17 protein-coding genes and 1 pseudogene are annotated in these 18,737 nt (G+C 68.0%); 3 read left to right on the forward strand and 15 right to left on the reverse strand.

What is annotated here, in order from left to right; all coding sequences use genetic code 11:
* Nucleotides 1-139: 139 nt before the first annotated feature.
* The 4 genes from A7W11_RS08450 to A7W11_RS08465 form a co-directional block, all read right to left on the reverse strand.
* On the reverse strand, nt 140-1,021 hold the full coding sequence (locus tag A7W11_RS08450) for a LysR substrate-binding domain-containing protein (protein WP_066413667.1): 882 nt from the start codon (nt 1,019-1,021) through the stop codon (nt 140-142).
* Nucleotides 1,022-1,156: 135 nt separating this feature from the next.
* Entirely contained in the window at nt 1,157-2,251 is a 1,095-nt protein-coding gene (locus tag A7W11_RS08455) for an ABC transporter substrate-binding protein (RefSeq protein WP_218188580.1), read from the reverse strand.
* Nucleotides 2,248-3,675 carry a sensor histidine kinase gene (locus A7W11_RS08460; protein WP_066410574.1) on the reverse strand — a complete coding sequence of 476 codons (1,428 nt, stop codon included), beginning with the start codon at nt 3,673-3,675 and terminating at the stop codon, nt 2,248-2,250. Before A7W11_RS08460 ends, A7W11_RS08455 begins: the two co-directional genes overlap by 4 nt.
* On the reverse strand, nt 3,641-4,339 hold the full coding sequence (locus tag A7W11_RS08465) for a response regulator transcription factor (RefSeq protein WP_066410575.1): 699 nt from the start codon (nt 4,337-4,339) through the stop codon (nt 3,641-3,643). The genes A7W11_RS08460 and A7W11_RS08465 overlap by 35 nt, the downstream gene beginning before the upstream one ends.
* 158 nt (nt 4,340-4,497) lie before the next feature.
* On the opposite strand from A7W11_RS08465, the gene A7W11_RS08470 reads away from it, so the two are divergent.
* Both A7W11_RS08470 and A7W11_RS08475 read left to right on the forward strand, forming a co-directional pair.
* Nucleotides 4,498-5,835: a CitMHS family transporter gene (locus A7W11_RS08470; RefSeq protein ID WP_328587198.1), complete on the forward strand. Its 1,338-nt coding sequence runs from the start codon at nt 4,498-4,500 to the stop codon at nt 5,833-5,835.
* Nucleotides 5,836-5,861: 26 nt separating this feature from the next.
* Entirely contained in the window at nt 5,862-6,602 is a 741-nt protein-coding gene (locus A7W11_RS08475) for an SDR family oxidoreductase (protein WP_066410576.1), read from the forward strand.
* Nucleotides 6,603-6,682: 80 nt separating this feature from the next.
* Here the strand turns inward: A7W11_RS08475 and A7W11_RS27355 are convergent.
* The 7 genes and pseudogenes from A7W11_RS27355 to A7W11_RS08505 all read right to left on the reverse strand — a co-directional run.
* A pseudogene (locus A7W11_RS27355) lies at nt 6,683-6,787 on the reverse strand (PIN domain-containing protein); the annotation flags it as partial.
* Nucleotides 6,784-7,251, reverse strand: a complete 468-nt coding sequence (locus A7W11_RS08480; protein ID WP_066410577.1) for an excisionase family DNA-binding protein — start codon at nt 7,249-7,251, stop codon at nt 6,784-6,786. The pseudogene A7W11_RS27355 and the gene A7W11_RS08480, both read right to left, overlap by 4 nt.
* Before the next feature lie 119 nt (nt 7,252-7,370).
* Nucleotides 7,371-8,273, reverse strand: coding sequence for an amidohydrolase family protein (locus A7W11_RS08485; RefSeq protein WP_066410578.1), 903 nt, complete (start codon nt 8,271-8,273; stop codon nt 7,371-7,373).
* Between the two features lie 11 nt (nt 8,274-8,284).
* A complete protein-coding gene (locus A7W11_RS08490; RefSeq protein WP_066410579.1) occupies nt 8,285-9,253 on the reverse strand; it encodes a Bug family tripartite tricarboxylate transporter substrate binding protein in 969 nt (322 codons plus the stop codon).
* 98 nt (nt 9,254-9,351) lie between these two features.
* On the reverse strand, nt 9,352-10,218 hold the full coding sequence (locus A7W11_RS08495; RefSeq protein ID WP_066410580.1) for an isocitrate lyase/PEP mutase family protein: 867 nt from the start codon (nt 10,216-10,218) through the stop codon (nt 9,352-9,354).
* Nucleotides 10,219-10,238: 20 nt separating this feature from the next.
* A complete protein-coding gene (locus A7W11_RS08500) occupies nt 10,239-11,396 on the reverse strand; it encodes a TauD/TfdA family dioxygenase (protein ID WP_066410581.1) in 1,158 nt (385 codons plus the stop codon).
* Nucleotides 11,397-11,540: 144 nt separating this feature from the next.
* Nucleotides 11,541-12,260 (reverse strand): IclR family transcriptional regulator, encoded by a 720-nt coding sequence (locus tag A7W11_RS08505; RefSeq protein ID WP_218188581.1) that lies wholly within the window; start codon nt 12,258-12,260, stop codon nt 11,541-11,543.
* Between the two features lie 212 nt (nt 12,261-12,472).
* Between A7W11_RS08505 and A7W11_RS08510 the strand changes: the two genes are divergently transcribed.
* The gene (locus A7W11_RS08510; protein WP_066410582.1) at nt 12,473-13,225 is read left to right on the forward strand and encodes an SDR family NAD(P)-dependent oxidoreductase; all 753 of its coding nucleotides are present in this window, start codon (nt 12,473-12,475) and stop codon (nt 13,223-13,225) included.
* A 4-nt stretch (nt 13,226-13,229) separates the two neighbouring features.
* Here A7W11_RS08510 and A7W11_RS08515 read toward each other — a convergent pair whose 3' ends face one another.
* Genes A7W11_RS08515 through A7W11_RS08530 form a run of 4 tightly spaced genes read right to left on the reverse strand, consistent with a single transcriptional unit; the run spans nt 13,230 to nt 18,653 of the window.
* Nucleotides 13,230-14,402, reverse strand: a complete 1,173-nt coding sequence (locus tag A7W11_RS08515; RefSeq protein ID WP_066410583.1) for an ABC transporter substrate-binding protein — start codon at nt 14,400-14,402, stop codon at nt 13,230-13,232.
* Complete coding sequence (locus tag A7W11_RS08520) at nt 14,399-15,193, reverse strand: ABC transporter ATP-binding protein (RefSeq protein ID WP_066410584.1); 795 nt, start codon at nt 15,191-15,193, stop codon at nt 14,399-14,401. The genes A7W11_RS08515 and A7W11_RS08520 overlap by 4 nt, the downstream gene beginning before the upstream one ends.
* Nucleotides 15,190-16,236 (reverse strand): FecCD family ABC transporter permease, encoded by a 1,047-nt coding sequence (locus tag A7W11_RS08525; RefSeq protein WP_066410585.1) that lies wholly within the window; start codon nt 16,234-16,236, stop codon nt 15,190-15,192. Before A7W11_RS08525 ends, A7W11_RS08520 begins: the two co-directional genes overlap by 4 nt.
* Nucleotides 16,236-18,653, reverse strand: a complete 2,418-nt coding sequence (locus A7W11_RS08530) for a TonB-dependent siderophore receptor (RefSeq protein WP_066410586.1) — start codon at nt 18,651-18,653, stop codon at nt 16,236-16,238. Before A7W11_RS08530 ends, A7W11_RS08525 begins: the two co-directional genes overlap by 1 nt.
* Between the last annotated feature and the right edge of the window lie 84 nt (nt 18,654-18,737).

Genomic DNA, 18,737 nt, shown 5'->3' on the forward strand with positions numbered 1-18,737 from the left:
CCACTTTCTGTCTGGGGCTACGCCCGTCCTCAGGCACTCGTTCGATGCCTTGGGACAAAACTATATTGCTCGTTCCGGGCGGCAATCTGAAAAGTCTCATTGTTCAACCTGAAAACAATTCAGGTCGTGCATTTTTTGATCAGTCGTCCATGGCGCGGCGCAGCCAATCGACAAACGTCGCGCATTCCACGCGCTCCATGGCGCCTGGCCGCCAGCACAAAAAATACGCATTCGGCGACGGCACGCTGCGGGTCGACAGTCGCACCAGTTGGCCGCTGGCCAGCCAGGTCTGGCCCAGCTTCAGGCGCATCAGCGCCACCCCCAGGCCGGCAGCCGCCGCGTCGAGCATCAGGCCCAGGTCGCTGAACTGGTTGCCCATGACCGGCTCGGGCAGGTCGATGCCATGCGCCTTGAACCAGGTACTCCAGGACTCCAGCGGCGTGCGCAGCAGCTGGGCGCGCGACACCATGTCGTCGGTGGCGAAGTCGTTGAACGGCCCGTGGCGGCGCAGATAGTCGAGGCTGCACACGGCACTGACCTCGTCGGCCTGCAAGAGCAGGAATTCGCGGTCATGGAACGGCCCCGTGCCGAAACGCAGCTCGATGTCGGCCTCTTCGGCGGTCATGTTGCGCACGGGTGTCGTCACCTGCAGGATCAGCTCGATGTCGGGATAAGTGTGGCAGAACACCGCCAGCCGCGGCAGCAATATTTGGCGCGAGAAGGTCGGCGTGACCGCGACGCGCAATCTGCGCATGTCCGGTCGCGGGCTGGTCTGATGGCCGGGCACTTGTTGAAGCGCCACGATGGCTTCCCGCACGCGAGCCAGATAGGCGACGCCTTCCAAGCTGAGACTGAAATCGCGGCCGGAGAAAAAACGCACCGCCAATTGGGTTTCGAGTTGGCGGATACGGTGGCTGACGGCGCTCGGGGTGATACTGAGTTCTTCGGCAGCCAGATTGACGCTGCGCAATCGTGCCACGGCCTCGAAAGCGAGCAGGCCCTGTATGGAGGGAAGGCGCATCTTTTTGCCCAGTTGATCCATGCAACGGCCGATAGGCGGAGAAGGGTAAAACAGCGATGCTTTTTTTTGAATACCCGGTCATGGCGGATTCTATCGATGATTCTATCGTCTGTCGCCGCTATCGCGCGCCGCGTTTTACCGGCCCTCGCACCCCAGCGACGCATCGCAGCGCGCGGCCTGCCACACATCCAGGAAGTGCCGCTTCTTCTGGGCGTCCTGGTACACCAGCAGGCCCACGTCCAGCGGCAGGGGGCGCACGCCGGCCATGCGTGCCTGCGCGGGATCGGCAGGGTGCGCGCCGGACTGCCGGGCCCGCGCCTGCGCCTGCTGGCCGCGCGGCGACAGCAGGTAGTCCAGCATGAGTCCCCCCAGGTCGGGCCGGGGCGCCTGCCGGGGAATGAGCGCGGCGCGCGACAGCGTCAGGGTGTAGTCCTGCGGATAGACGATGGCCAGCGGCGCGCCTTCGTCGATGCGGTGGCGCGTGTAGGACTCGAGCATGTTGTAGGCCAGGGAGACGTCGCCGCGCGCCAGGCGGTCCAGGCCTTCGTCGGAGGAGGCGTACAGCGACACGTTGTTGTGTCCCAGCGCGGCGACCAGCGCGGCCGCCATGCTGTCCAGACGCATGTCCTGCGTGGCGGCCAGGTAGCCGCTGGCGCTGGCGGTGACGTCATAGGTGGCCACGCGGCCCGCCAGCGGACGGTCGGCGGCCTGCAGCAGCGACAGCAGCGCGCGCCGCGTGCGCGGCACGCGCGAGGCGTCGAGCTTGCGCGTGTTGTAGACCATGACGACCGCATCGGTATCGACGCCGAAGACCTCGTCGCGCCAGTTCGCGCCCTGCGGCAGCGCACGGGCCTCGGGCGAGGCGTGTGGCTGCGCCAGGCCATCGTTTGCCAGCTTGGTCTGCAGGTCCATCGCGCTGCTGATGATGAGGTCGGGGCCTGCCTTGCGCGATTGGTCCGCGCCGTTCGCGACCGCCTGGTCGTAGAGTTCCTGGGCGGACCATTCGGCATACTCTACCCCGACGGTGGGATGCACCCGCGCGAAGTCTTCCAGCACCGGGCGGAACACGTCCAGGCTGTTGGTGCTGTGCACGACCAGCACGTTGGGGCTGTCGGCGGGGCCGAGCGTCAGCACGCCGGTGGGCTGGGTGGCTTGCGCGGCGCTTGCCAGCAGGACCAGGCTGGCCGCCGCCAGGCCGCGGATCATGGCCCGCAGGGATGGCATTGTCATGGCGTGTCCTCATGCACGGGCAGCACCACCACCGCATCCAGCCCGCCGCCGGGCCGGTTGCTCAGGCAGAGCGAGCCGTGGTGGCTGTCGACCACGCGGCGCACGATGGCCAAGCCCAGCCCCGCGCCCGCGCCGCGCGGATTGGGGCCGCGCACGAAGCGTTCGAAGGCCGTGTTGGCCACCGCGGGCGGAATGCCGGGCCCCTGGTCGGACACCGTGATGCGCCACGCATCGCCCTCGCGTTGCAGCCGCACGTCGATATGGCCGTCCGGCGCCGCGCCGTGGCGCAGGGCATTGTCGATCAGGTTCTTGAAGGCCTCGCGCAGCATCAGGCTGTCGGCCAGGGCGCGCGCCGGCTCGTCTTCGCGCGGCAACGCCAGGCGCACGTCGGGTTCGGGGTCGGCCTGCGGCGTGCTGTCGTAGGCCGCCTGGCGCAGCAGTTCGGCCAGGTCCACTGGTTCGAACTGCCGCAGGCTGCTGCGGTGGATGACGCTGGCGTCGCTCAGCAACTGGTTGACCAGGCGCGACAGCTTCTCGGCATTGCGCAGCACGGCCAGCAGGCTGCGGCGCTGCTGCACGGGGTCTTCCTCGTCCAGGGCCACTTCCATTTGCGCATGCAACGCGGCCATGGGCGTACGCAACTGGTGCGCGGCTTCGGCGATGAACAGGCGCAGCGTGTCCAGGTTCTCGGCCAGGCGGCCCATGAAGCCGTCCAGCGTGTGCACCAGCGTGGCCAGCTCCTCGGGCACGGGGGCCGAGATGGGCTGCAGGTCCGATGCGCCGCGCGCGGCCAGTTCGCGTTCGATGCGCTGGATGGGCGCCAGCGACCGCCGCAGGCCCCAATACGCCAGCGCCAGCGCGGCCACGGTGAAGAGGGCCAGCGCCAGGGTGCCGCGCCACAGCATGTGTTCGCTCAGCGTATCGCGCGCCAGGCGCGTCTGGCCGACCTGGATTACCGCGCTCTGCGTGCCGCCAGGGCCCGCGATACGGCGCGCCATCCAGGCGAAGCGCACGGGCTCGCCCTGGTACGTGGCTTCGAATAGTTGCGCGGAATCATTGCTCGTCGAAGGCGGCGCGGGCAGGTCGGGATAGCCGGAGATCAGCGTGCCGTCGCTGGCCTGCACGCGGTAGAAGACGCGGTCGCGCGGCGCCTGCGCCAGCAGGGCCAGCGCGGCATAGGGCATGTCCATGCGCCATTCCTCGCCCACCAGCTGGATGCTGTCGGACATCGACAGCGCCGAGGCGCGCAGGATCTGGTCGTAGGTGGTGTCGGCGGTCTGCTGGGCATAGCCGCGCACCATCAGGTAGAGCGACCCCACGCCCAGCGCGAACACCGCCAGCAGCACGGCCAGCAGCCTGCGCCGGATCGAGAGCCGGCCCGCGCGCGCGTCAGGCTGCGGAGGTCGTGTCGGGCTTGCCGTCATCGTTGGCCGTCAGCAGGTAACCGGTGCCGCGCTGGGTCTCGATGCGCAGCGGCGTGCCTTCGAGCTTGCGGCGCAGCCGGCCGATGTAGAGCTCGATGGCATTGGGCGCGGCCTCGTCGTCGAAGGCGAACAGCTTGTTCGCGATCTCGGCCTTGCTGACCGCGCGGTTCATGCCGGCCAGCAGGATTTCGAGCAGGCTGTACTCGCGGCGCGGCAGCTCGATGCGCTGGCCCGCCATCGTGACCTTGCGCGCGGCGCTGTCGATGACCAGTTCGCCGAAGCGCCACCCGCCCGCGGGCTGCGCGGTGGGCCGGCGCAGCAGGGCGCGGCAGCGGGCTTCCAGCTCGCGGAAATCGAAGGGCTTGGCCAGGTAGTCGTCGGCGCCGTTGTCCAGCGCGTGCACGCGGTCTTCGATGTCGATGCGGGCGGTCAGCGCCAGCACCAGCGTCTTGCTGCCCCGGTCGCGCAGGCGATGCAGGATCTCGATGCCGGACATGCGCGGCAGGCCGATGTCCAGCAGCACGATGTCGAAGGTCTCGTACTGCAGCACGCCATCGGCATCGATGCCGTCGTTCTGCCAGTCGACCGCGTGGCCGAGACGGCGCAGCCGCCGCACGATCGCGTCGGCCAGGTCCTCGTCGTCTTCGATCACCAGTATGCGCATGGGGCCTGATTTTCGCATAGGCGCCGGGGCCGTCCCGTTCGCGCGGGAAGCCATCGAAACGACAGGTTCCGGACAGGTTATCGACCTAGCCTTGCGCCTTCGCCGTCTTGGACTGGGCGGCGGACAGACATAACAAAGATTTCATCGGAGATAGTTCCATGCTGTTGACCTTGCTTGGTTTCGGAATGGTGATCACGTTCATGACGCTGATCATGACGAAGCGCCTGTCCCCCCTGGTCGCGCTGATCCTCGTTCCCATCGTGTTCGCCTTGCTGGGCGGATTCGGCGGCGGCATCGACAGGATGATGCTGGACGGCATCCGCAAGATCGCGCCCACGGGCGTGATGCTGATGTTCGCCATCCTCTACTTCGGCGTGATGATCGACGCCGGCCTGTTCGATCCCATCGTGGGCCGCATCCTGCGCGCCGTGAAGGGCGATCCGCTGCGCATCGTGGTGGGCACGACGGTGCTGGCCATGGTGATCTCGCTGGACGGCGATGGCTCGACTACCTACATGATCGTGGTGGCGTCCATGCTGCCGCTGTACCGCCGCCTGAAGATGAACGCGCTGTCCATGACCTGTCTGGCCATGCTGGCCAGCGGCGTGATGAACATGACGCCGTGGGGCGGCCCCACGGCCCGCGCGGCCAGCGCGCTGCACGTGGACGCGGGCGACATCTTCGTGCCGATGGTGCCCGTGATGGGCGTGGCGCTGGCGGCCATCCTGATGCTGGCCGTGTTCCTGGGCTTGAAGGAGCGCCGCCGCCTGGGCGTACTGTCGTTGCCGGGCGGCGCTTCGCATCCGGCCTATGACGAGGACGGCCCCAAGAGCCTGCCCGAGATCGAGGCCGACGAGGAGCTGCGCCGCCCGAAGCTGCTGTGGGTGAACGCCGGCCTGACGCTGGCGCTGATGGCCAGCCTGATCCTGGGCCTCTTGCCCCTGCCGGTGCTGTTCATGATCGCCTTCGCCATTGCGCTGGTCATCAATTATCCCGACCTGGCCGAGCAGCGCCGCCGTGTCGTGCAGCACGCGGGCAACGTGCTGTCGGTGGTGGCGCTGATCTTCGCGGCGGGCATCTTCACGGGCATCCTGGCGGGCACCGGCATGGTCGAGTCCATGTCGCGCAGCCTGCTGGCCATCATTCCCGACGCCCTGGGGCCGTACCTGGCCGGCATCACCGCGTTGGTCAGCCTGCCGTTCACGTTTTTCATGTCCAACGACGCCTTCTACTTCGGCGTGCTGCCCATCCTGAGCGAAGCGGCGCAAGGCTACGGCATCACGGCCGTCGAAATGGCGCGCGCCTCGCTGATCGGCCAGCCGGTCCACCTGCTCAGCCCCCTGGTGCCGTCCACGTACCTGCTGGTGGGCCTGGCGGGGGTCGAGTTCGGCGATCACCAGCGCTATTCGCTGAAATGGGCCGCGATGGTCTGCCTGGTGATGCTGGGCGCCGGGTTGATGTTCGGTCTGTTCCCCCTGGTCGGCAGCGCCGCCTGAGCGCGGCTTTGAAATAAGGAATCATCATGGCGCTACGCATTGCCTACGTCACCAGCGGCATGGGCCACACCGGCACCGCCATCTGCCAGGCGCTGCATCGCGCCGGGCACCGCGTCGTGGCGGGCTGCGGCCCGCGCTCGTCGCGCAAGCAGCAATGGTTGAAAGAGCAGAAGGCCCTGGGCTACGCGTTCTCGGCGTCCGAAGGCGACGCCACCGATTGGGCCTCGACCGAGGCCGCGTTCGCGCAGGTGCGCCGCGAGGTCGGCGAGATCGACGTGCTGGTCAACAACGCCGGCGCCATGCTGGACATGCGCTTTCGCCAGATGGAGTACGCGGACTGGTCCGCCGTGCTGCGCAGCAACCTGGATACGCTGTTCAACACGACCAAGCAGGTTGTCGACCGCATGGCCGACCGGGGCTGGGGCCGCATCATCAACATCGGCTCGGTGGCTGCCGAGAAAGGACAGATCGGCCAGATCAACTACGCCACGGCCAAGGGCGCGGTGATCGGTTTCTCGCGCTCGCTGGCGCAGGAGGTCGCCTCGCGCGGCGTGACCGTCAACGTGGTGTCGCCCGGCTTCATCGCCGATGAGAAGGTGCAGGCTTTTCCGCCGGCCATGCTGGACCGCCTGGTGGAGACCGTGCCTGTGGGCCGGCTGGGCACTGCCCAGGACCTGGCGAACCTGTGCACTTGGCTGGCCTCGGACGAGGCGGCCTTTGTCACTGGCGCGAACTACGCCGTCAATGGCGGGGTGTACATGGGGTGAGCCGATGGAGATCTTTCGCATATGCAAAGGTCTCCGGTGGCTGTTCAAAGAATCGCCCGATACATCGAGAGGGCTTTGGTCGCCCGAAACTGGCCTGACAGCCCCAGCCACATCAGGAAATCGCGCAATGGCGCCGGATAGAGGACACATGCGTCGTAGACGACCGTGAACGCGGAGTGCCTCATTCGTATCCCATTCCCAGTTCCTGGGATTGGCGGGAGAGTTCGGCCATTGCCTGCTCGCTGGATCGATCTCGCTGGGCTTTGTACTGCATCAAGTCCGCGAAGCGCACGCGTCGATGTTTGCCGGTCTTATGGAAGGGCAGCGCACCGTCTTCCAGCAGCTTGACCAGATGAGGTCGCGATACGTTGAGCAGATCCGCTGCTTCCTGCGTCGTCAGTTCGGCGTGGACAGGGACGACCTTGACGGCATTGCCATCGGCAAGCTCGGCCAGGATATCTACCAACATGCGCAGGGCGGATGTCGGCAATTCGACCTGGTGAGCCTGGTTCTGATCGTCGAAGATCTGGATGTGCTGTGTTTCGAGGCGGGTTGCCAAATAAGCGGCCAAGGCGCGCTGGCCTTGCACGGCTGCCTGAATTTCCCGCTCGGCAGGCAACGCAACTTGAGCATGGGTGGTGGCGGACATTGCCGACTCCTGGCATATGGAACAATGTCGTCAGTTTAAACGAAATATTCGAAATTCGAAATAAACGAAAAATGACTGGCCCGCCCGCTTCTGTAGCGTGCCAGTCCCCGAATATCGCTCTACTCGAAGCCGTACAGCCGCGCCGGGTTGTCCACCAGGATGCGCGTGCGCACGGCCGGGTCCGGCACCCAGGCGCAGAACAGATCGATCAGGTGGCCGTCGTCGGGCACCTCGCCCGGCGTGAACAGCGCGGGGTGCGGCCAGTTGGTGCCGAACACCAGGCGATCGGGCCGCGCCTGCACCAGCGCCTGGACGATGGGGCCGATATCGCGATAGTCCGGCGCGCCGGTGTCCGAGCGCCGGTACCAACTGGAGATCTTGGTCCAGCAGTCGTCGCGTTCGCGCAGGATCTTCAGCAGCGTCTGGAAACCCGGCGATAGCGGCCCCTGCGCGCCGCGCACCGCGCCCAGATGGTCGAACACCAGCGGCACCGGCACGCGCAGCAACTCGTCTTCCAGCGGCACCAGTTCGTCGACGTCGGCCACATGCACCTGCACGTGCCAGCCCATGGGCTTCAGGCGCTCGGCCATCGCGCCGATGGCGGCGGTGCCGCCATAGCCCTTCACATGCGTGGACAGGCGCACGCCGCGCATGCCGCCGCGATCCAGGCGCTCCAGCTCGGCGGGCGTGGCGTCCGCCGGCAGGCCCGCCACGCCGCGCGCGCGGTGCTGGCCCAATTCGGCGATCACGTCCAGCGTCAGTGAGTTGTCGGTGCCGTAAACGCTGGCGCTGACCTGCACCGTGCGGTCCATGCCGACCTGGTCGCACATCGTCAGGTACTGGTCCAGCGTGGCCGTCTGCGGGGTGTACGAGCGGCCAGCGATCAAGGGATAGCGCGCCTGGTCCTGGTAAACGTGGCAGTGGCAATCGGTGGCGCCGGCCGGCAAGGCCCAGCGTGGCTGGCTGGCGCGCGCCAATGGCGGTAGGCAGAGCGGCGGGACGTCTTGGGTTTGCGGTTGCATGCGAGGTGTCCTCAATCGGCCGGCTGGATGTTGGCTGCCTGCGCGACCTTGTTCCACTTTACGGTCTCGCTGGCCAGGATGCGGTCGAAGTCGGCGCCACTGCCGGGCAGGGCATCCGCGCCCAGCTCGCGCAGTTGCTGCTGCACTTCGGGCTTGGCCAGGGTTTCCTTCATGGCGGCGCTGACGCGATCCAGCACGGCCTTGGGCGTGCCGGCCGGGAACAGCACGCCGGTGGTGGTGCTGGCCTCGAAGCCGGGCAAGCCGGATTCGGCCAGCGTGGGCAGTTCGGGCATTACGCTGGAGCGCTTTTCCGTGGTCACGCCCAGGGCATGCAGCTTGCCGGCCTTGATCTGCGCGATGGTGGAGGCCAGTTGGTCGAAGGTCATGTCGACGTGGCCGCCCAGCAGGTCGGCCACGGCCAGGCTGCTGCCCTTGTAGGGCACGTGCAGCAGCCGGGTGCCGCTGAGTTTCTGGAACAGTTCGCCGGTCAGGTGCGCGGCGGTGCCCACGCCGGCCGACGCCATGGTCAGCTTGCCGGGACGCTCCTTGGCATAGCGGATGAATTCGGCGACGGTCTTCACGGGCAACGCGGCGTTGACAGCCAGGACCAGCGGCGCGCGCGCCACGGTGCCGGCAGCGGCGAAGTCCTTGGTGGGTTCTAGCTTGGCGTTCGGATGCAGGGCCTTCAAGGGCGCCAGCGCGCCGGTCGAACCCAGCACGGCGGTGTAGCCGTCGGGGGCGGAACGCGCCACGAACTCGGCGCCGACGATGCCGGCGGCGCCGGCCTTGTTCTCGACGATGACGGACTGGCCCAGGCGCTGCGACAGGCCGCTGGCCACGATGCGCGCCGTGGCGTCGATGTTGCCGCCCGGCGGGAATGGCACGATCAGGCGCAGGGGTTTTTCGGGGTACTGGGCGTGGGCCGACAGGGTGCCCGTACAGAACAGCAGGGCGGCAGCAAGCCGAAGGGCGATCTTCATGGTGTCTCCGTTGTGGTTATGGGCGGCCGCGAATCCTTGGCGTTCGCGCCGTGATGCGGCGGCGGCCCGGGCACCGGGCCATGCCGCGCATTGGGGAATCAGCCTGCGTACTTGCGGCTCAGTTCCAGCAGTTCAGGAGTGCCGATCAAGCCGTTCAGGGCGTTGAAGTCGTTCATCTCGGGCCACATGGGCTCGGTGGTGCCGTGTTCCTTCAGGCTGCCGAAATAGTGTTGCAACTGGCGCGAGACGAAACGGGCGGTGCCGCCGGGGAAGATGACGATGCGGTAGCCGCGTTCGGACAGCTCGCGCGCGCTGCGTACGGGCGTCTTGCCACCCTCGACCATGTTGGCCAACAGCGGCGTGCGCGACGCGAACTGCTTGCACACGGTGTCCATGTCGGCCGTGCTGTTCACGGCTTCGATGAACAGCGCGTCCACGCCACAGGCCAGGTAGGCCTCGGCGCGTTCGCGAGCGGCCTCCAGGCCCTCTACGGCCACGGCGTCCGTGCGGGCCAGGACCAGCGTGTCGGGGCTGTGGCGGGCGTCCAGCGCGGCGCGCAGCTTGCCGCACATCTCGGCGGTGGACACCAGGCTCTTGTTCTCCAGGTGCCCGCAGCGCTTGGGAAAGGTCTGGTCTTCCAATTGGATCATCGATGCGCCGGCGCGCTCGAACAGCCGCACGGTGCGCTGCGTGTTCAAGGCATTGCCATAGCCCGTATCGCCGTCGACGATGATGGGCAGGCTGACGCGGTCGGTGATGCGTTGCAGGACGTCGGCAGTCTCGGTGGCGGTGGTCAGGCCCACGTCGGAGCGGCCCAACTGCGAATACGCCACCGCACCGCCGGACAGGTACAGGGCATCGAACCCCGCCTGTTCGGCGATCAGGGCGGTCAGGGCGTCGTACACGCCGGGCGCCAGCACCGCCTGGTTGCCGGCCAGGCGCTCGCGCAGGGAAATGCGGTTCATGTCCAGTCTCCGATGCCGCGTCAGGCGGCCTGGGTGTCGCGCTGCGCAGCCAGTTGCGCTTCCATGTCTTCCTTCAGCACCCGAGGCTTCCAGGTCTCGAAGCGCATGCCCATGGCGGCGGCCTGGCGTTTTTCGTATTCGAGGAACTCCTGCGTGATGGCCGTGCCGCGCACGCCGCCGCGCACGGCGCCGGCCCGCGCGTCGCCGTAGTATTCGGCCCAGTCATCCGGCAGGGGCTGCGAGATGGGCACGGCCAGCCACAGACGGAACAGATGGCGCTTCAGGTCGGGATCGTCGAAGTCCTCGAACGGCGTGCGCGAGTGCAGGGTGACGTAGTTGTTCAGCAACTGCATGTCGCCGCGTTCGAGTTCCATCGAAAAGCACAGCTGGTCGCTGGGCAGCAGTTCGTCCAGCAGGTCCAGCGCCTCTTCCTGCTGGGCCGTCAGGCGCGGCACCTCGGGAAAGTCGCGCTGCGCGGCCACGGTGTTCTTGCGATTGGTGCGCGCCGAGAAATACTCGGGGTGGTTGCCGAAGATGGGGCAGCGGTAGAAGGGCGGCTGGCTGGGGTCGTTGGTGCCCTGGTAGCTGTGGAAGAACGGGCTTTGCAGCACAGGGATCAGATCCGGACGGCGGCGCTGCACCTCGTCGCGCAGGGCCATCGAGCTGACCACCTTGCTCTGGCCGCCGCTCTTGGCGGTGCGGCGGCACAGCAGCGCGACCACGTCGCACGAGTCCTGATGGAAGTCCAGGCCGGCATTGGTGTTGTAGCCGCGGCCGCCCTTCACCTTGTACTCGCCACCTTCGTTGCGCACGTCGTTCATGACCTGGCTGGCGCGGTTCTGCGTACGGCCCACGCCCATGTACAGGCCCATGCCCCAGTACGCCAGGCGGGAGTCTTCCTCGGTCCATTCGTCCACGGGAAAGCCTTTGACCAGGCACATGCCCCAGCGGCCCTGCGTGATGGCGATGGCGCGGGTCAGCGCGTCGCGGCTGACCTGCGGCAGGGGGAAGTCGGCCTGTTCCATGGCCAGCAGCGGCTTGGGGTGCTGCCGGGCATAAGCCAGCGCGTCGCGCACGCCCTGGACTTCAGCGGCGTTCAGGCGGAGGATCCAGGAGGTGTCCTGGCGGGCCTGTTCGGCGGTCCAGGGTTGGGGGCGTTCAGAGGATGCGGCGTGCATGCGTGTCTCCTGCATGGTGCGTATGGGTATGCAGGCAGTCTAAGCAGCCGAACTAAATTAGAAAAGCGAACTTATTTGACGAGTTTCATAAGAGAAATTGACGAAGCATCGTCGCGTGCCACGTGCCACGTGCCGCCCGCCGGCTTACAGCTTGATCAGGTCGAACAGGCTGCGCATGGCCGACGACGCCAGGCGCTGCATGGCGGGTTGTCCCAGGCGGTCGCTGGGGCCGCCGGCGCTGAGCGCGGCGACCACGCGGCCGCGCACGCGCAATGGCAACGCCACGCAATGCAGCGACCGTTCCGACGCGCCCAGGTCCAGCGCATAGCCCTGGTTGCGCACGATGCGCAGCTCATCGTCCACCCCGTCGGGCAGACGGTGCGCCTGGCGCAGCCGCTTCGCCAGGGTCCGGTCATTGGCCATCAGCACCTTGCCGACGGCCGACGTGGCCATCGCGTCCCGGCGCGGATCGTCAGGCAGGCGCAGCGGCTGGCCGCCGCCATCGACGGCGGCGATCGTCAGATAGGAGCGGGCGCCGCCCGGCACGGCCAGGAAGCAGTTCTCGCCGCAAAGCTCGGCAAACGCGCGCAGGGCGGGCCGGAAGGCATCGCGCAGTGCGGCATGCGGGCCGTCCAGCGGGCGGGCCAACGCATGCAGCCGCAATCCCAGTGCGTAATGCGCCCCGTCACGGGTGACGTAGCCCAGGGCGGCCAGCGTATCCAGCAGGCCGTGCGCGGTGCTCTTGCTCAGGCCCGAGGCCTCGGCCAGCGTGGTGAGCCGCGCGCGGCCGCCGTGGGCGTTCAGGGCCTCCAGCAGCAGCATGGCGCGCTCCACCGACTGGATGTTGCGGGTTCTGTCTTCCATCGAATTGCATGCGGTTGCGGCAGGAACGAGGCTTATTGTGCCCGATGCGGCATGACAGGTGGCAGGCGCCCGGGGCGGGGCCACGGCGGGCATTCGTTCGGCATCGCCGAACAATCGCCGGTTTCATGCGGCCCGCGGTCCATCGCACCGCGGTGCGGCCCTACACTCGGCCTCGTTTTTTGCAGTCATGCCGGCAAGGCGAGGAGCGAATCATGAATCTGGAACTCGAAGGCGCGAAGGTACTGGTCAGCGGCGGCTCGCGCGGCATCGGCCGCAAGATCGTCGAGTGTTTTCTGGCCGAGGGCGCGCAGGTAGGTTTCTGCGCCCGGTCGGAGGCCGGCGTCAGCCAGGCCGAGATCGAGATGGACCACCGGGCCGCGGGTGCGGCGGTCGACGTCACGAATGCCGCCGAGATGGCCGCCTGGGTGGAGGACGCGGCCCACCGCATGGGCGGCCTGGACATCATCGTTCCCAACGTCAGCGCGCTGGCCGGCGGGGCGGACCTGGAAATCTGGCGCCGCGCCTTCGAGACCGACCTGCTGGGCACGGTGACCTTCGTCAACGCGGCCCTGCCCTACCTGAAGGCCTCGAAGGCGGCTTCCATCGTGCTGATCTCCAGCGTGTCCGGCCGCGAGGTCGACATGTTCGCCGAGCCCTATGGGGTGATCAAGGCCGCGCTGATCCACTACGGCAAGACACTGTCGGCGCGCCACGCTGCCGATGGCATCCGCGTGAATACCGTGTCCCCCGGCAATGTCTATTTCGAGGAGGGCGTCTGGGGCGCCATCGAGCGCGACACGCCCGAACTGTTCGCCAAGTGCCTGGCGCAGAACCCGATGGGCCGCATGGCGCGTCCGCAAGAGGTGGCCAAGGCCGCCGTGTTCCTGGCCAGCCCCGCCGCCAGCTTCACGACCGGCACCAATCTGCTGGTGGATGGCGGCTTGACCCAGGGCGTGCAGTTCTGATCGCTCAGGGCGGGCACGCGCCCTGGCCGTCGAAGGCGCGGCGCGTCTCGAACAGGAACGGCGCATCGGGAATGTCGGTGTACGTGGCGAGGATGCGGCGATAGGTCGCGTCCGGATCCAGCTGGCCCAGCGTTTGCGGATACAGCGCGCGGGCCAGGTATTCGAAGCCCGCGATGTTGAACGCGCTGTTGTAGAACTGGTGGTAGAAGCCCACCGCGCAGTCGCCGGGCCGGCGGGCGATGCGGGCGAAGCCCGGGCGGTTCATCAGCAGCGCCATGGCCTGCCGCGCACGTTGCTGCGTGGCGCCATAGCCGAACGGAATGACGTGCGCCCCGGCGCGCACGCGCGCGGTGCCGGTCATGACGTAGACATCGGGCTTGTTGCGGATCAGCGTTTCCATGGCGATGTCGCCAGTGGCGCCGCGCAGCAGCAGCGAGGCATAGTTGCGCGCGCCGGCCTGGCCGATCAGCTTGCCCCAGGACGTCTCGGCCTGCGAATAGCAGCATTGGTCCAGCCCCTGCCGCCCCGCGCGTGCCTCGATGAACACCAGCGGATGATGCGAGGCCGCATCGATGCCGGCCTGCACGGCCGCGCGGCGTTGTTCATAGAACGCCAGATAGGCGTCGGCGCGCTCGCGCTGGTTCAGCGCCGCACCCACGGCGCGCAGGCCGGTGGGCACGTTGTTCAGGGGATCCTTCGAGCTGTCCAGGTAGACGATGGGCACGCGCAACTGCGCCATGATGCGCGCCAGGGGGCCGCGCTCGACCGCGCCGCGTGTATCCAGATCCATGATCAGCATGTCGGGCCGCAGCCGCACCAGCCGTTCCACATCGGCGTTGCCGCCGTTGTCGAAGGCCAGTTCCGGGATGTCCGCCGCGTGCGGCCAGCGCTGGCGCATCAGGCGCCAGATCGTGGGGTCGGAGTCGTTCAGGCTGTTCCGCCATGCCAGGATGCGCGCGAACGGATCCTCGCGGTCCAGCAGGGCCATGGCGACGATGTCGTTGCCGTTCTGCAGGTAGATGCGGCGGGGCGCGCGTTCGATCCGGACCTGGCGGCCCGCCGCGTCGGTCACGGTGACGGGATATGCGGCAGCCTGCGGCCGCTCCGCCCGCGTGGCCGATGCCGCGCACAGGGCCAGTAGGCCGCCCAGCAGCGCGCGCCGCAATGCGCGCCTCATGCCGTGGCGTCCTCTTCCAGCGGCGCGTCCGCCAGCACCGTCAGGAAGCCTTGCGTACACGTTTCCACCCGCGCCCGCACCCCATAGGTGCGCGCCAGCACATCGGGCGTCAGCGCCTGGCGAGGCGGCCCACTGGCGCACAGCGCGCCGGCCTTCAGCACCACGGCGCTGTCGGCCCAGCGCGCCGCCAGGTTCAGATCGTGCAGCACGGCGACGACGATGCATTGTTCCCGCGCCAGCGCGCGGACGGTGCGCATCACCGCCACCTGGTGACGCAGGTCCAGCGCGCTGGTGGGTTCGTCCAGCAGCAGCACCTGCGGCGAGGTGGCCAGGGCCTGCGCCAGGCTGGCCATCTGCCGTTGCCCGCCCGATAGACTGCCCAGCGGCTGCATGGCCAGCGCGGCAATGCCCAGCCGCTCCAGCGTGGCCAGCGCGCGCGGCATGGCCGTCTCCGTGCCCTGGCCGCAGACCCGCAGGATGCTCAGCAGGCTTTCCAGCACGGTGATGTCCAGGTCGTCGGGCAGGCGCTGCGGCATGTAGCCGACGTGGGCCGCCCGTTGCGCGGGGCTCATCCTGTCCAGCGCCTGGCCGTGCAGCGCCAGCTCGCCCTGCGTGGGAATCAGGCCCGCCATGGCCTTGAGCAGCGTGCTCTTGCCCGCGCCGTTGGGACCGATCAGCGCGGTGACCTGGCCCGGCAGCAGGTCGGGCAGGTCCAGGCCCTGCAGGATGGGCTTGCCGCGATAGCCGGCCTGCAGCCGCCGCACGCGCAGGCCCTCGAATGCATCAGTCATGCGCGCGCGCTCCGTCTCATGATCAGCCACAGGAACACCGGCACGCCGACCATGGCGGTGACGATGCCCACCGGCAGGACGACTCCGGGCACGAGGGCTTTGCTGGCGATCGACGCCAGGGACATCAGCACGCCGCCCACCAGGGCGCTGGCGGGCAGGAAGTGGCGATGATCCTCGCCGATCAGCATGCGTGCGATGTGCGGGCCCACCAGGCCGACGAAGCCGATGGTGCCCACGAAGGCCACCGCCGTGGCGGCCAGCAGGCTGATGCGCAGCAGCGCGCCGAAGCGCAGCCGGCCGGTGTCGATACCCAAGGTGCGGGCGCGTTCCTCGCCCATGCGCAGCACATTCAGCCGCGCGGCGGCGCGCAGGCTGAAGGGCAGCATGGCCAGCAGCGCCACGCCAAGCACCTGCAGCTTGGGCCAGTTGGCCAGCGCCAGGCTGCCCATGCTCCAGAACACCAGTTGCTGCAGGTCTTCGGGGTTGGCCGCATATTGCAGCAGCGCCACCAGGGCATTGAAGGTGAAGACCATCGAGATGCCGAACAGCACCATGGTCTGCCGGCCCCGCCGGGTGATGGCCTGCAGCAGCAGCACCGAGGCGAACGCGAAGAAGAAGGTGTTGGCGGCCAGCGACCATTCGGCGGGCACGCCGGGCAGGTGCAGGCCCGTCACGATGGCCAGCGCGGCGCCCAGCGACGCCGCCGAGGATACGCCCAGCGTGAAGGGATCCGCCAATGGGTTGTCCAGCACGGTCTGCATCTCGGCGCCCGCCAGCGATAGCGCGGCGCCGACCAGCACGGCCAACAGCGCGTAGGGCAGGCGCAGCGACCAGACGATGATGGCGGTTTCCGGCTCGGCGCTGGCCGGCGTGAAAACTGCCCGCAGGATTTCGCCGAAGGCGAAGTGGGTGGAGCCCAGCGCCACGTCCGCCACCAGGCACGCGGCCAGCACCACTCCCATCAGGACGAGCGCCAGCACGCGCCGCCGCTGCCGTGCGGCGTGCGCGCGCAGGATGTCCGCCGCCAGGACCTGCGCCGTCATCAGAACGAGCCGCGCATCGTCAGCATGACCGAGCGCGGTTCGCCGTAGTAGGTTTGCCGGTATTCATGGCCGGAGATCTTCTTGAAGTACGTCTTGTCGAACAGGTTGTAGACGGTCAGGCTCATGTTCATGCCCGGCCGCATCTCGTAGCCGAATTGCAGGTCGAACAGCGCGTAGGACGGTTGTGTCCAGCGTGCCGATCCGCGTTGCACGTACTGCTCGCTGAGCCAGCGCATGCCGCCGCCCACCGAGAACTTGTCCAGCGGGCCGTCGGCGAAGCGGTACTTGCTCCATAGCGAGAAGTTGTGGCGCGGATAGGCCGAGTTGTACGGCTGGCCCACTTCGTTTTCCTCACCGCTGCGGAACTTCGTGGCGGTGTAGGCATAGCCCGCGGTCATGTCCCACTGCGAGGTGATGCGGCCACTGACCTCGGCCTCGAAGCCCTGGCTGCGCACCTTGCCGGCGGGCAGCGAATAGTCTTCGTTGTCGGGATCGGCGATGGCGCGGTTGCGGTCGTCGATGCGGAACAGCGCCACGTGCGTGTTCAGCGCGCCGTTCAGGTACTCGCCCTTCATGCCCACTTCGTACTGCTGCCCGATGCGCGGCTTGAGAAAGCCGCCCGTGGCCAGTTCCTCGGTCTGCGGGCTGAAGATGCGGCTGTAGCTGGCATACACCGAGTGGTTGTCGTCCAGGTCCAGCACCAGGCCGGCGTAGGGCACGAACTCGGCCTTGATGGACTGGTTGGCGGCCGCATCGTCCGGATCGCGGCTTTCCCACCATGCATAGCGTCCGCCCACCAGTACGGTCAGCGGCGCCACCGGCTTGATGCGGGCCTGGGTATAGACACCGTACTGCGTGGTCTTGGTGCGAGGGATATCGCCCACTTCCGGCAACGTGTCCAGGCCGCGCAGGTCAGGGTTGTGGATGTTCTGGCGATAGGCGATGAAGTCGCCCTGCGGGTTGCCGCCGCGATAGACTTGGTAGTTCGCGCCTGCCGTGATCTCGTGGCGCAGGCCCCAGGCCTGGACCGGCACGCTCAGATAGGCGTCCAGCCCCTGGTTCTCCTGGCGCGAACGCTGGCGCGCGGCCCGTATGGTGACGTCGTCCGTGACCGGGTCGATGTAGCTGTGCGTCATGTAGCGGTTCAGCCAGGTGCGGCGCACCGCCTGGCTGGCGTTCAGCTTGAACTTGCCGCCGTTGCCGAAGCGATGCTCCAGCTCCGCGAAGAGGCTCATGCCGTTGTCGTGTTTCTTCGAGTCGGTCGAGCCCAGGAAGGTCGAACGCGGCACATCGATGTTGCGGCCGTCGGCATACTGCGGCAGGCCCACGAACACCAGCGAATCGCCTTCCTGATACGTGCCGCCGACCGACAGCGTGGTATTCGGCGTGAAGTCGTATTCCACGGTGCCGTACAGCGTGCGGCGGTCGGCATAGACGCGGTGCAGGTGGCTGCCGGCATCGTCGTAGATCATCACGCCGCGCGCGCGCAGGCTGCCGTCTTCGTTCAACGCGCCGGTGCCGTCCAGTTCGACGCGGTAGCGGTCCCACGAACCCGTGGTGATGGCGCCCTGGAAACCGGGCTCGGCGCGGGCACGCTTGCGCACCAGATTGAGCGTGCCGCTGGGTTCCGCCGCGCCTTCCAGCAGGCCGGTGGGGCCGCGCCAGACTTCGACGCGGTCGTAGATGCCCAGGTCCATGATCGAGCTGCCCCACATGCCCTGGCCGCCCGCGAAGGGCAGGCCGTCGACCAGATACTGGTTGATCTGGAAGCCGCGCGACTCGATGTTGACGATGCCGGTTCCCGTGGGCTGCGCCACCACGCCGGTGACGTAATCCATGGCCTGGCCCAGCGTGGTGATGTTCTGGTCGTCCATGCGCTGGCGCGTCAGCACCGAAATGGACTGCGGCACTTCGCGCAGCGCGTGTTCCGATTTGCCGATGGACACCGCCGCGCTGGTGTAAGAGCGGGTGCCTTCGGTGATGGCCGGGTCCTGGTACGAGCCCGTCACGGTGACGGGTGCCAGCGTGGTGGGCTGGCCCGCGCCGCCCGTTGCCGGCCGCACGGTGATGGCCCGGCTGGGCGTGACGACCGCCTCCAGCCCGCTGCCCGCCAGGGCGTGTCGCACCGCGGCTTCGGCGGTGAGCGAGCCATCGATCGCGGGGGCCGATTTCCCCTGCACTGCCTGCGGATCGACCGACACCACGCGGCCGGTGGCCAGCGAGATGCGGTTCAGCGTCTCGGCCAGGGGGCCCGCCGGAATGGAGAGCGCGTAGACGCCGGCATTGGCGCGCGCGGTGCTGCTGGCCGAGGCGGATTGGGCGGACGCGCGCTGCTGGCCATGCCAGGCCAGCAGCAGGGATGCGCTCAAGATGGCCAGGCCGAAGCGGCGCAGGCGAGGCTCTTGGGGGCGGGTCATGATGGGAGGCTCTCCGACAGGGGTATTGCCTGGCTTGTGTCGGCAGGGCAGGGCAACCGGACAGAAACTTACAAACTGTTTCTT

Origin of the sequence: Bordetella ansorpii, from assembly GCF_900078315.1 — a bacterium.
GTDB classification, from domain to species: Bacteria; Pseudomonadota; Gammaproteobacteria; order Burkholderiales; family Burkholderiaceae_B; genus Bordetella; species Bordetella ansorpii.

Excerpts from the sequence above, each read along its gene's own strand:
- A7W11_RS08450 (WP_066413667.1), bottom strand. The coding sequence starts at position 1,021 with ATGCGCCTTCCCTCCATACAGGGCCTGCTCGCTTTCGAGGCCGTGGCA.
- A7W11_RS08455 (WP_218188580.1), bottom strand. The coding sequence starts at position 2,251 with ATGACAATGCCATCCCTGCGGGCCATGATCCGCGGCCTGGCGGCGGCC.
- A7W11_RS08460 (WP_066410574.1), bottom strand. The coding sequence starts at position 3,675 with ATGACGGCAAGCCCGACACGACCTCCGCAGCCTGACGCGCGCGCGGGC.
- A7W11_RS08465 (WP_066410575.1), bottom strand. The coding sequence starts at position 4,339 with ATGCGCATACTGGTGATCGAAGACGACGAGGACCTGGCCGACGCGATC.
- A7W11_RS08470 (WP_328587198.1), top strand. The coding sequence starts at position 4,498 with ATGCTGTTGACCTTGCTTGGTTTCGGAATGGTGATCACGTTCATGACG.
- A7W11_RS08475 (WP_066410576.1), top strand. The coding sequence starts at position 5,862 with ATGGCGCTACGCATTGCCTACGTCACCAGCGGCATGGGCCACACCGGC.
- A7W11_RS08480 (WP_066410577.1), bottom strand. The coding sequence starts at position 7,251 with ATGTCCGCCACCACCCATGCTCAAGTTGCGTTGCCTGCCGAGCGGGAA.
- A7W11_RS08485 (WP_066410578.1), bottom strand. The coding sequence starts at position 8,273 with ATGCAACCGCAAACCCAAGACGTCCCGCCGCTCTGCCTACCGCCATTG.
- A7W11_RS08490 (WP_066410579.1), bottom strand. The coding sequence starts at position 9,253 with ATGAAGATCGCCCTTCGGCTTGCTGCCGCCCTGCTGTTCTGTACGGGC.
- A7W11_RS08495 (WP_066410580.1), bottom strand. The coding sequence starts at position 10,218 with ATGAACCGCATTTCCCTGCGCGAGCGCCTGGCCGGCAACCAGGCGGTG.
- A7W11_RS08500 (WP_066410581.1), bottom strand. The coding sequence starts at position 11,396 with ATGCACGCCGCATCCTCTGAACGCCCCCAACCCTGGACCGCCGAACAG.
- A7W11_RS08505 (WP_218188581.1), bottom strand. The coding sequence starts at position 12,260 with ATGGAAGACAGAACCCGCAACATCCAGTCGGTGGAGCGCGCCATGCTG.
- A7W11_RS08510 (WP_066410582.1), top strand. The coding sequence starts at position 12,473 with ATGAATCTGGAACTCGAAGGCGCGAAGGTACTGGTCAGCGGCGGCTCG.
- A7W11_RS08515 (WP_066410583.1), bottom strand. The coding sequence starts at position 14,402 with ATGAGGCGCGCATTGCGGCGCGCGCTGCTGGGCGGCCTACTGGCCCTG.
- A7W11_RS08520 (WP_066410584.1), bottom strand. The coding sequence starts at position 15,193 with ATGACTGATGCATTCGAGGGCCTGCGCGTGCGGCGGCTGCAGGCCGGC.
- A7W11_RS08525 (WP_066410585.1), bottom strand. The coding sequence starts at position 16,236 with ATGACGGCGCAGGTCCTGGCGGCGGACATCCTGCGCGCGCACGCCGCA.
- A7W11_RS08530 (WP_066410586.1), bottom strand. The coding sequence starts at position 18,653 with ATGACCCGCCCCCAAGAGCCTCGCCTGCGCCGCTTCGGCCTGGCCATC.